The organism is Sinosporangium album (assembly GCF_900100605.1).
Classification (GTDB): Bacteria; Actinomycetota; Actinomycetes; order Streptosporangiales; family Streptosporangiaceae; genus Sinosporangium; species Sinosporangium album.
In genome coordinates this window covers 268,622-281,950 of record NZ_FNCN01000006.1, presented here as the reverse complement: position 1 = coordinate 281,950, position 13,329 = coordinate 268,622, and the positions used below count along the sequence as shown (strand labels likewise).

At 70.8% G+C, this 13,329-nt stretch carries 14 protein-coding genes; 11 read left to right on the top strand and 3 right to left on the bottom strand.

The genetic code is table 11. From position 1 onward, the window contains the following. The 11 genes from BLQ73_RS08945 to BLQ73_RS08895 all read left to right on the top strand — a co-directional run bounded on the left by BLQ73_RS08945 (position 1) and on the right by BLQ73_RS08895 (position 10,079). On the top strand, positions 1 to 1,278 hold the full coding sequence (locus BLQ73_RS08945) for a thymidine phosphorylase (RefSeq protein ID WP_093169882.1): 1,278 nt from the start codon (positions 1 to 3) through the stop codon (positions 1,276 to 1,278). 240 nt (positions 1,279 to 1,518) lie between these two features. Next, a complete protein-coding gene (locus tag BLQ73_RS08940) occupies positions 1,519 to 2,157 on the top strand; it encodes an AMIN-like domain-containing (lipo)protein (RefSeq protein ID WP_093169936.1) in 639 nt (212 codons plus the stop codon). A 74-nt stretch (positions 2,158 to 2,231) separates the two neighbouring features. Beyond that, positions 2,232 to 3,311: an adenosine deaminase gene (locus tag BLQ73_RS08935; RefSeq protein ID WP_093169881.1), complete on the top strand. Its 1,080-nt coding sequence runs from the start codon at positions 2,232 to 2,234 to the stop codon at positions 3,309 to 3,311. Then, the gene (locus tag BLQ73_RS08930; RefSeq protein WP_093169880.1) at positions 3,308 to 3,922 is read left to right on the top strand and encodes a PH domain-containing protein; all 615 of its coding nucleotides are present in this window, start codon (positions 3,308 to 3,310) and stop codon (positions 3,920 to 3,922) included. The genes BLQ73_RS08935 and BLQ73_RS08930 overlap by 4 nt, the downstream gene beginning before the upstream one ends. 484 nt (positions 3,923 to 4,406) lie before the next feature. After that, complete coding sequence (locus BLQ73_RS08925) at positions 4,407 to 5,339, top strand: threonine/serine dehydratase (protein WP_093169879.1); 933 nt, start codon at positions 4,407 to 4,409, stop codon at positions 5,337 to 5,339. A 157-nt stretch (positions 5,340 to 5,496) separates the two neighbouring features. After that, positions 5,497 to 5,928, top strand: a complete 432-nt coding sequence (locus tag BLQ73_RS08920; RefSeq protein WP_093169935.1) for a GntR family transcriptional regulator — start codon at positions 5,497 to 5,499, stop codon at positions 5,926 to 5,928. After that, a complete protein-coding gene (locus tag BLQ73_RS08915) occupies positions 5,925 to 6,815 on the top strand; it encodes an ATP-binding cassette domain-containing protein (protein ID WP_093169878.1) in 891 nt (296 codons plus the stop codon). The genes BLQ73_RS08920 and BLQ73_RS08915 overlap by 4 nt, the downstream gene beginning before the upstream one ends. Next, positions 6,812 to 7,558: a hypothetical protein gene (locus BLQ73_RS08910; RefSeq protein WP_093169877.1), complete on the top strand. Its 747-nt coding sequence runs from the start codon at positions 6,812 to 6,814 to the stop codon at positions 7,556 to 7,558. Before BLQ73_RS08915 ends, BLQ73_RS08910 begins: the two co-directional genes overlap by 4 nt. Positions 7,559 to 7,710: 152 nt before the next feature. Continuing rightward, positions 7,711 to 8,949 carry a sensor histidine kinase gene (locus BLQ73_RS08905; protein WP_093169876.1) on the top strand — a complete coding sequence of 413 codons (1,239 nt, stop codon included), beginning with the start codon at positions 7,711 to 7,713 and terminating at the stop codon, positions 8,947 to 8,949. Continuing rightward, on the top strand, positions 8,940 to 9,581 hold the full coding sequence (locus tag BLQ73_RS08900; protein ID WP_093169875.1) for a response regulator: 642 nt from the start codon (positions 8,940 to 8,942) through the stop codon (positions 9,579 to 9,581). The genes BLQ73_RS08905 and BLQ73_RS08900 overlap by 10 nt, the downstream gene beginning before the upstream one ends. Positions 9,582 to 9,629: 48 nt before the next feature. After that, entirely contained in the window at positions 9,630 to 10,079 is a 450-nt protein-coding gene (locus tag BLQ73_RS08895; RefSeq protein ID WP_143020183.1) for a hypothetical protein, read from the top strand. A 19-nt stretch (positions 10,080 to 10,098) separates the two neighbouring features. On the opposite strand, the gene BLQ73_RS08890 is transcribed toward BLQ73_RS08895, so the two are convergent. The 3 genes from BLQ73_RS08890 to BLQ73_RS08880 form a co-directional block, all read right to left on the bottom strand. Next, positions 10,099 to 11,811 (bottom strand): phospho-sugar mutase, encoded by a 1,713-nt coding sequence (locus BLQ73_RS08890; RefSeq protein WP_093169873.1) that lies wholly within the window; start codon positions 11,809 to 11,811, stop codon positions 10,099 to 10,101. Positions 11,812 to 11,831: 20 nt separating this feature from the next. Next, on the bottom strand, positions 11,832 to 12,635 hold the full coding sequence (locus BLQ73_RS08885; protein ID WP_093169872.1) for a purine-nucleoside phosphorylase: 804 nt from the start codon (positions 12,633 to 12,635) through the stop codon (positions 11,832 to 11,834). Between the two features lie 166 nt (positions 12,636 to 12,801). After that, complete coding sequence (locus BLQ73_RS08880) at positions 12,802 to 13,251, bottom strand: gamma-glutamylcyclotransferase family protein (RefSeq protein ID WP_093169871.1); 450 nt, start codon at positions 13,249 to 13,251, stop codon at positions 12,802 to 12,804. Positions 13,252 to 13,329: the final 78 nt, after the last annotated feature.

The window sequence follows — 13,329 nt, the reverse complement described above, 5'->3', positions numbered from 1 at the left end:
TTGGACGCCATCGAGGTCATCACCACCAAGCGCGACGGTCGGCCGCTGTCGGCCGCGCAGATCGACTGGGTGATCGGCGCGTACACCGCCGGGGGAGTGGCCGACGAGCAGATGTCGGCGCTGGCCATGGCGATCCTGCTCAACGGCATGGACCGCCGGGAGATCGCCGACTGGACCGCGGCGATGATCCGCTCCGGTGAGCGCATGGACTGGTCCGCCCTCGACCGGCCCACCGCCGACAAGCACTCCACCGGCGGCGTCGGCGACAAGATCACACTGCCGCTCGCCCCTCTCGTCGCCGCCTGCGGCGCCTACGTGCCGCAGCTGTCGGGGCGCGGCCTCGGCCACACCGGCGGCACCCTCGACAAGCTGGAGTCCATCGCCGGGTGGCGGGCGTCGCTGTCGAACGACGAGATGCTCGCGGTGCTGCGCGGCGCGGGCGCGGTCATCTGCGCGGCGGGCGGCGGCCTGGCCCCCGCCGACAAGAAGCTCTACGCCCTGCGCGACGTCACCGGCACCGTCGAGTCGATCCCGCTGATCGCCTCCTCCATCATGTCCAAGAAGATCGCCGAGGGCACGGGCGCGCTGGTCCTGGACGTCAAGGTCGGCTCTGGGGCGTTCATGAAGACCGTGGACGACGCCCGCGAACTCGCCGCCACCATGGTCGGCCTCGGCGCCGACGCCGGCGTCGCCACCGTCGCCCTGCTCACGGCCATGGACCGCCCCCTCGGCCGGGCGGTCGGCAACGCCCTGGAGGTCGCCGAGGCCGTCGAGGTCCTCGCCGGAGGCGGCCCCGCCGACGTGGTGGAGCTCACCGTACGGCTGGCGCGCGAAATGCTGGACACGGCCGGGGTGCACGGCAAGGACCCCGAGGACGCCCTGATGGACGGCTCGGCCATGGACGCCTGGCGGCGCATGGTCGCGGCCCAGGGGGGCGACCCCGACGCGGTGCTGCCGAGCGCCGCCGAGACCGTCCAGATCACCGCCCCGGCGTCCGGCGTGCTGCGCAGGCTCGACGCGTACGGCGTGGGCCTGGCGGCGTGGCGGCTCGGCGCGGGGAGGGCGCGCAAGGAGGATCCCGTGTCGCTCGGCGCGGGCGTGACCCTGCACGCCGGGTTCGGCGACATCGTGCGCGCCGGGCAGCCGCTGATGACGTTGCACGCCGATGAGACCGAGCGCTTCGAGCGCGCGCTCGAAGCGCTGGACGGGGCCTACGAGGTGGGGCCCGCGAGCGACCCCGACGCCCTGCCGCTCATCATCGACCGCATCACCGCCTGAGCCGATCCGCAGGCGGCCGACCAGGTCGAGAACGCCTCGGCGAGCACCGCGCGGTACGTCGGCAGGGCCTCGGCCGGGCGGGGTGGCCCGACTTCGGCTGGTCGGTTCCCCCAATCCGGGTGAACGATCTGATGTTACGGAGCGTCATGACGTGAACAACGGCGGTTGAGGGGGCATCACGTGACCATGGACCCCACCATTCACTCTGTCCGCGCCGGTCGCTCAGTCCGCCCCGGTGCGGTGGCGAAGTCTCGCGGCGGCGCACGCCGTACCGCATCGTTGATCGCGGGAGGTGCGGCGCTGGCGATGCTGATGCTCGCGGGCTGCGGCGGCGCGCCCACGGCGCCGCAGGCGCCGACCGCCTCGCCCCCGATCGGTACGGCGCCGGCCCCGCCTTCGGCGGGCTCCACAGCCGAGGAATCGTCCCCCGACGCGCGGGCTCTTCAACCGCCGACCAGCCAGCGAGAGATCGAGGTCAAGCGCGCGACGGAGTCGCCGGCGCTGGTCACGGGGGTGAGGTTCGCCGGGCACCCGGGGTTCGACCGGGTGGTGATCGACCTGCGGCACGCGGTGCCGGGGTACAGCGTGCGCTGGGTCGACGAGTTCGTGCAGGACGGTTCGGGCAAGATCATCAAGACCCGCGGCAAGGCATATCTCCAGGTCGCGCTGAGTCCGGCCAACGCCCACACCGAAACGGGCGACTCCACGTGGACCGGCGGGCCGGTCTACCCGACGGGGTTGACCAACGTGCTGAACGTCGTCCGCATCGGCGATTTCGAGGCGGTCGTGGGCGTCGGGCTGGCGCTGAACCGCCGGGCGGGCTTCCGGGTGTTCAGCCAGTCGTCGCCGGACCGGTTGGTGATCGATGTGGCTCATTGACCCCGCAGACGCCCGAGTCACACCCGAGCCGACTCATCGGCGATATGGGGAACCGGCTTGCCTAAGATGGGCAGATGAGCCAGCGACCCACCCTAGATGAGATCCGTCGGGCACCGAAGGTTCTGCTCCATGACCACCTCGACGGTGGTGTGCGCCCGGAAACCGTCGTGGACCTCGCCCGAGAGTCCGGTTACAGCAAGTTGCCGACCACCGACGCGGACAACCTGCGGACGTGGTTCCGGGAGGCGTCCGACTCCGGGTCGTTGGAACGTTACCTGGAGACCTTCGCCCACACGGTCGGAGTCATGCAGTCGGCCGAGGCGCTGACCCGCGTCGCGGCCGAGTGCGCGGCCGACCTGGCCGACGACGGGGTGGTCTACGCGGAGGTGCGTTATGCGCCCGAGCTGCACACCTCGCAGGGGCTCAGCCTGGACGAGGTGGTCGAGGCGGTGCTCGAAGGGTTCAGGATCGGGTCCGCGGGGCGCGGCATCCGGGTCGGCGCGCTGCTGACGGCCATGCGGCACCAGGCGAGGTCCATGGAGATCGCCGAGCTCGCGGTGCGCTACCGCGATGTCGGCGTCGTCGGGTTCGACATCGCGGGCGCGGAGGCGGGCTATCCTCCGACCCGCCACCTGGACGCGTTCGAATACCTCCAGCGGGAGAACTCCCACTTCACGATCCACGCCGGTGAGGGCTTCGGCCTTCCGTCGATCTGGCAGGCCATCCAGTGGTGCGGGGCCGACCGGCTGGGGCACGGTGTCCGGATCATCGATGACATCTCCGTATCCGAGGATGGCACGGCGAAGCTCGGAAGGCTCGCGGCTTACGTGCGTGACAAGCGGATTCCGCTGGAGATGTGCCCGACGTCCAACCTGCAGACCGGCGCCGCGTCCTCCATCGCCGACCACCCGATCGGCCTGCTGCGCCGCCTTCACTTCCGGGTGACGGTCAACACCGACAACCGGCTCATGAGCGGCACGTCGGTGTCGGAGGAGTTCGCCAGGCTGGTGGACGCGTTCGACTACGGCTGGGATGACCTCCAGTGGTTCACGGTCAATGCGATGAAGTCGGCCTTCATTCCGTTCGATGAGCGGCTCTCCCTGATCAACGGTGTGATCAAGCCGGGGTTCGCCCAACTGAAGTGGCAAGCGTGAAACAGGTATTCCGATCCAAGTTCGCTCTGGTCCTCGGCTGGCTGTGGATGGCCTTCGCCGCGTTCAACGCGGTCGACCTGGTCATCCGCTTCACCGGACCGGATTCGCTGGTGGCCGCGGCGGTGCTCGGGGTGCTGACCCTGGCGATCTACATCACCTGCCTGAGGCCCGCCCTGATCCTCGGCGAGGACGGGGTGACTGTGCGCAACCCGCTGCGTACGGCGTTCCTGCCCTGGACGTCGATCGACGGCGTGCGCGTGTCCCACGCCGTCCTCATCGAGTCCGGCGACACCACCGTGCGCTGCTGGACGCCGCAGGCGTCGGCCCGCGAGCGGGCCACGGCCGGCCGCAGGGGGGCGCCCCCGGAGCGCCGGGGCCGCTTCCAGACCGAGCCCGCCCTCTCCAAGGGCGAGCAGGCGGCCCTTGAGGCCACCGCGGGCAAGACCCACGCCGACTGGGTCGCGGAGCAGATCGGCGAACGCGCGGAGGCCGCCCGCCGCAAGGGCGACCCGACCCCCGGCGACGTGCGCGCCTCCTGGGCGCCGGACGCCCTCGTCGCGACGGGCGTGACGGTCGTGCTGGTCGTCGCGGCGGTCATCGCGAAGCTCTGAGCCTCTGGGGTGCGCCCCTGAGGGGGTGCCCCTGAGGTGCCCCCGAAGTGCCTGTGAGGTGCCCTTGAGGCGGGCCTGACGCGGACCTCGGTTCCCTTGGAGCCGGGGTCCTTCTGTTGACCGCTCCACCTCAGACGTGATTAGGTATGCCTAACCTAAGTTCTGCGGTACGTCGGCGGCCCACAGCGCCGGCCGTACCGTGTGCCGAAGGCCAGACCGGATGAGCGCGGAGATTGCGCGGTCGTCCGCGCTCCCGGTCTGGCCCTCCGGTGAATCGGCCGTGCCGGTCCCTGTCGTCACGCGGTGCTGCTCGCCACGCTCGCGTCGCGTCGATGGGGGGCGGCACGGCCTCGCCACGTTCGGCGGGCCTCTTTCTTGACACATACCTCTTTCTTGACACATACATCGACACGCGCCAGGGCCTTCCAGTAGACAAGACCTGTCTTGGAGTGGGAACGGACCTAGCCCCGTGGAGCGTCAAGCTATGATCACCCGCTCGGATGTCGTGACCGCGATGCGGCGCATTGACGGCCGTGTCCGCACGACTCCGGTCCTCGCCGCGCATTTCAACACCCTTCCGGCCCCCGTCGCGCTCAAGCTCGAATATCTCCAGCACACAGGCAGCTTCAAGGCGAGAGGCGCGTTCAACCGCATTCTCGCCGCCCGTGAGAACGGGCGGATGGGGAAGGCCGGCGTGGTGACGGCGTCGGGAGGCAACGCGGGGCTCGCGGTGGCGCACGTGGCGCGGTCGATCGCCGTGGAGGCGACGGTGTTCGTGCCGGAGACGTCCCCCAAGGTCAAGGTGGACAGGCTCGTCCGCCTCGGCGCCGTCGTGCACCGGTCCGGCGAGCGCTATCAGGACGCCTACGAGGCCGCGGTCAAACACGCCGACGACTCGGGCGCGCTGTTCTGCCACGCCTACGACCAGGCCGAGGTGTGCGCGGGGCAGGGCACCCTCGCGATCGAGCTCGAACGGCAGGCCGAGACCCTCGACACGGTATTCGTCGCCGTGGGAGGCGGAGGGCTGCTCGCGGGGGTCGCCGCCGCGTTCGAAGGGCGTGTCCAGGTGATAGGCGTGGAGCCGGAGTCCAGCCCCACCCTGGCCGCGGCGCTGTCGGCGGGCCGCCCCGTGGACGTCGCGGTCGGCGGGGTCTGCGTGGACTCCCTCGGGGCCACGCGGATCGGGGACATTCCGTACGGCGTCGCCGTACGCGCCGGGGTGCGCTGGCTTCTCGTGGACGACGAGCACGTGATCGGGGCGCGGCAGTTCCTGTGGGACGAGTTTCGCGTCGCCGTGGAATATGGTGCGGCCGCGGCTCTCGCCCCGCTGCTCAGCGGTCAGTATCGTCCGGAGCCGGATGAGCGGATCGCGGTGGTGCTGTGCGGCGCCAACACCGACCTCATCGACCTCGGCTGACCTGGGGGTTTCACAGGCGGGCGGTCAGCCGTCCCACCCGGTCGAGGTGGACCTTTCACATGGCTGCGCGCAACATGCCCGTAGTGTAGTGGGGAGATTACCATCTTCTATGGTTCACTGCACAGGTAATGAACCCATGAAGCGGTTGAGGTGGGCGTTGTTCGACAACCGTAGTCCGATCTACCGGCAGATCGCCGAACAGATCAAAGCCGACGTGCTCAACGGCACGCTGCAGGCCGACGAGCAGGTCATGTCGACCAACCAATATGCCGCGTACTACCGAATCAACCCGGCGACGGCCGCGAAGGCGTTCCAGCAGTTGGTGGATGAAGGTGTGCTTTACAAGAAGCGAGGCATCGGCATGTTCGTCAGTCCCAAGGCCCGTGACGACCTGCGGGCGCAGCACAGGGACCGATTCTTCGCCGACATCGTGGACCCGATGGTGGCTCAGGCCAACGCCATCGGCATTCCCCTGACCGACGTCATCACGCACATCACTCACATCGCGGGCACCGGAGGCACCGGAGGCACCGGAGGCACCGGAGGCACCGGGGGCACCGGGGGCATCGCCGGAGAGGGCGGCCGGTGACCGCGACGGTGGAGGTACGCGGCCTGGGGGTGCGCTACAGGGACGTACAGGCCCTTTCGGACGTGACGCTCACCCTGCACGGCGGCAAGATCTACGGTCTGCTCGGCAGGAACGGCTCGGGCAAGACGAGCCTGCTGTCCACCATGGCGGGGTTCCTGCGGCCCACCGCGGGCACCGTACTGATCGACGGGGAGCAGGTGTTCGAGAACCCCCGCGCGATGCGGCGGGTCTGCCTGATCCGGCAGACCGCCGACGTCCTCGACAGGTTCGTCACCGTGCGCGATGTGCTGGAGTTCGGCACGCAACTGCGGGCGGGATGGGACGCGGACTACGCCGACAGGTTGATCGAGCGGTTCGAGGTGCCGCGCAAGCACATGACCGACCTCTCCCGGGGACAGCTCTCCGCGCTCGGCATCGTCATCGGACTGGCGAGCAGGGCGCCGCTGACCATCTTCGACGAGTCCTACCTGGGGATGGACGCCCCCGCCCGCGCGGCGTTCCAGGACGAACTGCTTTCCGATTTCATGGACACCCCGCGCACCATCGTGCTGTCGACACATCTCATCGAGGAGCTCGGCTCCCTGTTCGAGGAGGTGCTGATCATCGACCGGGGGCGCCTGCTCCTGCACGACGAAGCCGACGCTCTCCGCGGACGCGGCATGTCCGTCACCGGTCCGGCCCCCGACGTCGACGCCTTCGTCGGCGACTGCGAGGGCCTGGCCGTGCTGGGGCAGAAGCAGCTCGGCCCCACCAAATCCGCGATCCTGTACGGCGGGCTCGCAGGCGAACACCGGGACAAGGCCAGGGCGGCCGGGCTCGACCTCGGCCCGATCCCGCTCCAGGAGCTGTTCACCCACCTCACGCGGCCCTCGGGGGAACTCGCATGACGACGCGCACCACCCGGCCCTCTCAGGCCGCCCCCTGGCGACTCCCCATGGCGGTGCTGCTGCTGTTCAGCCACCTGCCGATGGTCGCCGCCTTCTGGGCGCTGCTCGTCGCCGTCGTCGGGCTGATCATCCTGGGCATGCACACGTTCGGCACGGTCTCGGCGAGCGTGTGGGACGACCTGGCCTCGGGATTCCCGCAGTGGGCCCTGCTCGGGACGGGCGTCGTCATGCTCCGAGTCTTCCTGCCCATGCACGTGGGGCACGGGCGGACCCGCCGCGAGTTCACCTGGCACACGACGCTCTTCATCGTCGCCTTCACGGGGGCTCTCGCCGTACTGCTCGCCGCGGGCTACTGGCTGGAGAAGGCGCTGTACGGCGCGGTCGGCTGGCCGCACATGATCGACCCGCACCGGTTCTTCACCGACGGCGGGCAGTTCGGGCTGATCGTGTGGGAGTTCTGGTGCGTGCTCCCGGTGTGGATGATCAGCGGCGTATGCCTGTCGGCCGCCTTCTACCGTTCGGTCAACATCGGTCTCGCCGTCGTGCCCGTCGCCCTGCTCTTCGCCGTGTTCGGCGGCAGTGGAAACGGCACGATCGGCGTCCCGTTCGTCGACACGGCCCTCCCGGCGCAGGATGTCTCCGGCCTCGCCTCCAGCGCCCTCTCCGCCGCCGTCTTCGCCCTCGGGGTCGCCCTCGCCTGGGCCCTCATCCGCGACATTCCCATCCGGTCGAAGGCCCTCTGACCCTCAGATAACCACTTCCATGATCTCCCGACCGGCGCGGATGTCATCTCGGCCGTTGGCGGGGCGGGGAGTGGGGGTGGTGCTTAGTCCACTGTGGGGAGGGGGGCTAGGGCCATGTTGTGTGGGGGGTGGATGTCTTTACGGTGGGTGGCATGAACGAAGCCGTGGTGCTTTCGCCGTGGGATCGGGTCCGGGACCATTGGGGGGCGCGGGCCTGGCTGCGCACGTTCCACGTGGCGGCGGGGACGCCGGTCGCGATGGCGACGGCGGGCGCCCTGGTGGTCTTGGGAGCTGTGGGGATCGTCTTCATCTGGACGGTCCTGGTTCCGCTTCTGGCCCTGACGCTGATCTTCTTGCTGGTGCCGCTGTTCTCGCGATGGCAGCGGGCGAGATTCATCGCGTTCCTGGACGTGGAGATCGAGCCCCTCCCGAGGCGGGGGGCCCGCCGGAGCGTACCGGCCTGGTTCTACGGCACGCTCCGAGCGGCGAGCATGTGGCGGCAGGTCGCCTACCATCTGCTCGCGCCGCTGTTCGGCCTGCTCGGGCTGACGCTGGTGCTCGGCGCCTGGGCGGGTGGCGCGGTGGCGATGACGGTGGCGGTCAAGGCCGGGGATGAGATGGGGGTGCCCGCGCAGGTGGCCTTCGTGGCGCTGTCCGCCGCGCTGTTCACGGCCGCGCCGTGGACGGCGCAGGTGGTGACGGCGCTGGACGTCACCCTGGCCAGGGCTCTGCTCGGGCCGAGCCGCAACGAGCTGCTCGCGGCGAGGGTCGCGACGCTGAGCGAGAGCCGGGCGGAGGTCGTCGACGCCGCCGACGCCGAGCGGCGCCGCATCGAGCGCGACCTCCACGACGGCACGCAGCAGCGGCTGGTGTCGCTCGCCATGAAACTCGGCATGGCGCGTGCCGTGTTCGCCGACCTGCCCGAACCGGCCCGAGACGTCATCGTGCAGGCCCACGAGGAGGCCAAACTGGCGCTCAAGGAGCTCCGTGACTTCGTGCGCGGGCTTCACCCGGCCGTGCTCAACGACCAGGGGCTCGACCCGGCCCTCTCCGGCCTCGCCGCAGGAGCGCCCTTCCCGGTGCGGCTCCGCGTGGAGATGGCCGAACGCGCCACCCCGACCATCGAGGCCGTCGCGTTCTTCGTGGTGTCCGAGGCGCTCACCAACATCGCCAAGCACGCCGAGGCGTCGGGTGCCGACGTGGTGCTCACCCGCGACGGCGACGTGATCCGCCTGCTTGTCCGCGACGACGGCAGGGGCGGGGCCGATCCGGCTCGCGGCAGCGGTCTGCGCGGCCTGTCCCAGCGGGTCGGCTCGGTGGACGGCACCCTGCGCATCGACAGCCCGCCGGGCGGTCCGACGACGATCGAAGTGGAGTTACCGTGCGAGTAGTCCTGGCCGAGGATTCCGTCCTGCTCAGGGAAGGGCTGATCTGGGTGCTCGGTTCGGCGGGCATCGAGGTGGTGGCCTCGGTGGCCGAAGCCGACGGGCTGCTCCGCGCGGTCGAGGAGCACCGCCCTGAGCTTGTGATCACCGACGTGCGCATGCCGCCGTCGCACACCGACGAGGGGCTGCGCGCCGCCCTGGTGCTGCGTCGGCAGTGGCCCGGGCTGCCGATCGTGGTGCTGTCGCAATACGTCGAGGAGCGCTACGCCACGCAACTGCTGTCGACCGAGACCAGCGGCATCGGCTATCTGCTGAAAGACCGGGTGGCCGACGTCGCGGAGTTCCTCGACGCGCTGCGGCGCGTGGCCGGCGGCGGCACGGCCCTCGACCCGGAGGTCGTCGCCCAGCTGCTGATCCGCGGGCGCAGAGACTCGATGGACCTGCTGACCCCCCGCGAACACGAGGTGCTGGCCCTCATCGCGGAGGGCCGGTCCAACAGCGGCGTCGCCGAGGCCCTGGTGATCTCCGACGGCGCCGTCGGCAAGCACATCAACAACATCTTCACGAAGCTCGGCCTCTCCAACGCCGACAAGGACCACCGCAGGGTGCTGGCGGTGCTCCGCTTCCTCAACGTCTGAGCCATGCGCGTGTTCAGGCCCTTCCGACCCGGCGAAAGGAGATCCGTGGTGAGACCGGTGACATCCGGGGGTGTGATGCAGCGCAGGACCAGACTGGCCTGGCTCGTCTCCGGTGGACTGCTCACGCTCGTGACGGTGGTGGCGTTCCCCCTCGCAGCATGGATCCAGCTCGACAGCGCCGAGACCGCCTACCCCAACTTCGTGCTGCACGAGGAGGGGAGCGAGACCACGACCACCGTCTACACGACGACCGCTCCAGAACTCGTCGTGAGGTCCTCCGCCGACGCCCAGGTCACCGTCGTGAAAGGCACGCCGGGCCGGGTGACGGTCAAACGTGAGATCACCTGGTCGCGGACGCGCCCCGACTTGGGGGAGAGCTGGAACGGCGGCACATTGGAGCTCGACGTCCAGTGCCCCCCGGGAGCCGCTTCCGCGGGGTGCGGGGCCGCCTACACCATCACCGTCCCCGACATTCCCGTCATCCGGGTGCCCCTCTGACCACGGTCCCGGGGCCGGATCACAGGCCGAGGGCGGGGGCGAGGTCGGCACGGAGGGCGGCGAGGTGCTCCTCGGCGCGGGTGCGCGCCTCCGCGACAGACCCCGTCACGGGGACGACGACCTCCAGATAGCACTTGAGCTTCGGCTCGGTGCCCGAGGGCCGCACGATGACGCGGGCGCCGCCTTCCAGGCGGTAGCGCAGCCCGTCGGTGGGCGGCAGGCCGCCCGCGCCCAGGGCCAGGTCCTCGGCCGACTCGACGGCTCGGCCGCCGAGAGAGGCCGGGGGAGCGGCCCGCAGCCGGGCCATCGCCGCGGCGATGAGGGACAGGTCGCTCACGCGGAGGGAGAGCTGGCCCGTCGCGTGCAAGCCGTACCTCCTGGCCTGGTCGTCGAGCAGGTCGAGCAGCGTGCGCCCCTCGCGTTCGGCCGTCGCGGCCATGCCCGCGACGGTCAGGGCCGCCCCGATGCCGTCCTTGTCGCGTACGGCGAGGCCGTCATCGGACCCGACGCTGTACCCGAGGGCCTCCTCGTAGCCGTAGACCAGCCGCTCACCCTCGCCGGCCGCCTTCACGATCCACTTGAACCCGGTCAGCGTGGCGGCGAAACGCACCCCGTGGTCCGCCGCGATCGCCGACAGCAGGGAACTGGACACGATGCTGCACGCCACCACGCGGTCGGCCCCGCGCGTGTGCTTGAGCACGTGCTCGGCGAGCAGCCCCCCGACCTCGTCCCCGGTCAGCATCCGGTAGGTCCCGTCGGCGGCCCTCACCCCCACGGCGCAGCGGTCGGCGTCCGGGTCGTTGGCCAGCACGAGATCGGCCTCGCTCCCGCCCGCGAGGGAGAGAGCGAGATCCATCGCGCCGGGCTCCTCCGGGTTGGGGAAGGCCACGGTGGGAAAGTCGGGGTCCGGGGTGAACTGCTCGGCCACCACCGCCGGCGCGGCGAACCCCGCACGCGCGAAGGCGCGCATCACGATCGCGCCGCCGACCCCGTGCATGGGGGTGTAGACGACGCTCACATCCCTGGCATCCCTGGCATCCCTGGCCGCGCCGACCGGTAGGCCGACCGGTAGGCCGATCGGCAGGGCCAGGACCGCCGACAGGTAAGGCTCCACGATGTCGGCGTCCGACAGCGTCCGCCAGCCGTCCCCGAGGGGCAGCTTGTCCACCGGGCCGACCGCGTCGATCGCCTCGGAGATCAGCGTGTCGAGCGGCGGCACGATCTGCCCGCCGTCCCCCCAGTAGACCTTGTATCCGTTGTCCCTCGGGGGGTTGTGCGACGCCGTGACCATGACCCCCGCCGCCGCCCCCAGATGCGGTACGGCGAAAGCCAGCACAGGCGTCGGCCAATGCCCGCCCATGAGCGCCACGCGCAGCCCCGCGCCGGTCAGCACGGCGGCCGTGTCCCGGGCGAACACGTCGGAGTTGTGCCGGGCGTCGTAGCCGACGACGACAAGGTCACCCGGGCTCAGCACCGCGGCGAGTCCCGCCGCGGCGCGCATGACGGTCACGCGGTTCATGCGGTTCGGGCCCGCGCCCAGCTCTCCGCGCAGCCCCGCCGTACCGAACTCCAGTTTCCCGGCGAACCGGTCGGCCAGCGCGGAGGCGCCGGACCGGTCGGAGGCGTCGCCTCCGGCGTCGAGGAGCGCGGCCAGCTCGGCCCGGGTCTCCGGGTCGGGGTCCTGGGCGAGCCACGCGCGCGCACGCCGTACGAGCTCGGCCTTGTCGTTCATGGGGGTCCCCCGCACTGGAGTCAGAGCCTGTCCACGATCTTGGCGAGCAGCACGCCCATGCGGGAGGCGGTGGCCCGGCCCACTTCGAGCACCTCGGCGTGGTTCAGGGGTTCGCCGACGAGGCCGGCGCCAGGGTTGGTGACCAGGGAGACGCCGAGGATCTCGGCGCCGCCCTCGCGGGCGGCGATGGCCTCAAGCACCGTGGACATGCCGATCAGGTCGCCGCCGAGCGTGCGGAGCATGCGGATCTCGGCCGGGGTCTCGTAGGTGGGGCCGCGGAACGCGACGTAGACGCCTTCGCTCAGGGAGGGGTCGAGCTCGCGGGCCAGGGCGCGCAGGCGCGGGGTGTAGACGTCCGTCAGGTCGATGAAGGTCGTGCCGGTGAGGGGGTTCGCCCCGGTCATGTTGATGTGGTCGCTGATCAGCACCGGGTCGCCGACCTTCTGCGTCTCCGGGCGCAGGCCGCCCGCGGCGTTGGTGAGCACGAAGGTGCCGACGCCGGCGGCGAGAGCCGTGCGCACACCGTGGACCACCGGCTCGACGCCCCTGCCCTCGTAGAGGTGGGTGCGTCCGAGGAAGAGCAACGCGTGCTTGCCCGCGGCGGTCTCCACCACGCGGATCATGCCGCTGTGGCCCGCCACGGCCGGCGGGGCGAAGCCGGGCAGGGAAGACATCTCCACCTGGGCGACCGTGCGCCCGATCGGCTCTGCCGCCGGCACCCATCCGGAGCCCATCACGAGCGCCACGTCGAAGGAGTCGACCCCGACGGCGGCGGTCAGCGCGGCGGCGGCGTCTTTGGCGAGGGCATATGCGTCTCTGCTCACGACAAATGAGGTTACAGCGCGGAGCTGCGAATCGGACTTTCAGGGACTCCGCGCAGGTCGGGGCTTTGAGGCCCCGACGTCGCCGCCGGGCCCGCCCGGTCGGAGGCCGCCCAGCCGGGCCTGCTCAGAGGGACCTGCTCAGCCGGGCCTGCTCAGCCGGGCCTGGTCAGTCGCCCAGCGACGTGCAGGGGCGGCCTCGCAGCTCCTTCACGTAGTCGTCGGGCGCCCCCGCCTTCTCGGCCGCGTCGGCGATGATGCCGAGGTAGCGGGCGGAGGGCATACCGCCTTCGTAGTCGTCGAGCACGTAGAACCAGGCGACGACCTCGCCCTCAAGGGTCTGGACGCGCAGCCGCACCTTGTGGTGAAGGAGGGCGCCGCCCTCCCACTGGTCGAGGGACGCCTCATCCCATTCGGGGACGTCGTAGAGCACCACGAAGACCTGTTCGCCGGGATCTTCCACGATCGTGGCGAGCGCGCCCTCCCACCCGACGTCCTCAGCTCCGAAGGTCAGACGCCAGCCCTGCAGCCACCCCGTCCCACGCATGGGGGAGTGCGGCGCGCGCTGGGCCATCTGCTTGGGGTCCATGTTGCTGCCGTAGGAGGCGTAAACAGGCACGGCACCAAAGCCTAGCGTCGCGCCATCGCCGATACTCCCCGGGTTCCTACGAGATTCGGTACGAAACTCGCCCCCTCC

Excerpts from the sequence above, each read along its gene's own strand:
- BLQ73_RS08925 (WP_093169879.1), top strand. The coding sequence starts at position 4,407 with ATGATCACCCGCTCGGATGTCGTGACCGCGATGCGGCGCATTGACGGC.
- BLQ73_RS08935 (WP_093169881.1), top strand. The coding sequence starts at position 2,232 with ATGAGCCAGCGACCCACCCTAGATGAGATCCGTCGGGCACCGAAGGTT.
- BLQ73_RS08905 (WP_093169876.1), top strand. The coding sequence starts at position 7,711 with ATGAACGAAGCCGTGGTGCTTTCGCCGTGGGATCGGGTCCGGGACCAT.
- BLQ73_RS08890 (WP_093169873.1), bottom strand. The coding sequence starts at position 11,811 with ATGAACGACAAGGCCGAGCTCGTACGGCGTGCGCGCGCGTGGCTCGCC.
- BLQ73_RS08910 (WP_093169877.1), top strand. The coding sequence starts at position 6,812 with ATGACGACGCGCACCACCCGGCCCTCTCAGGCCGCCCCCTGGCGACTC.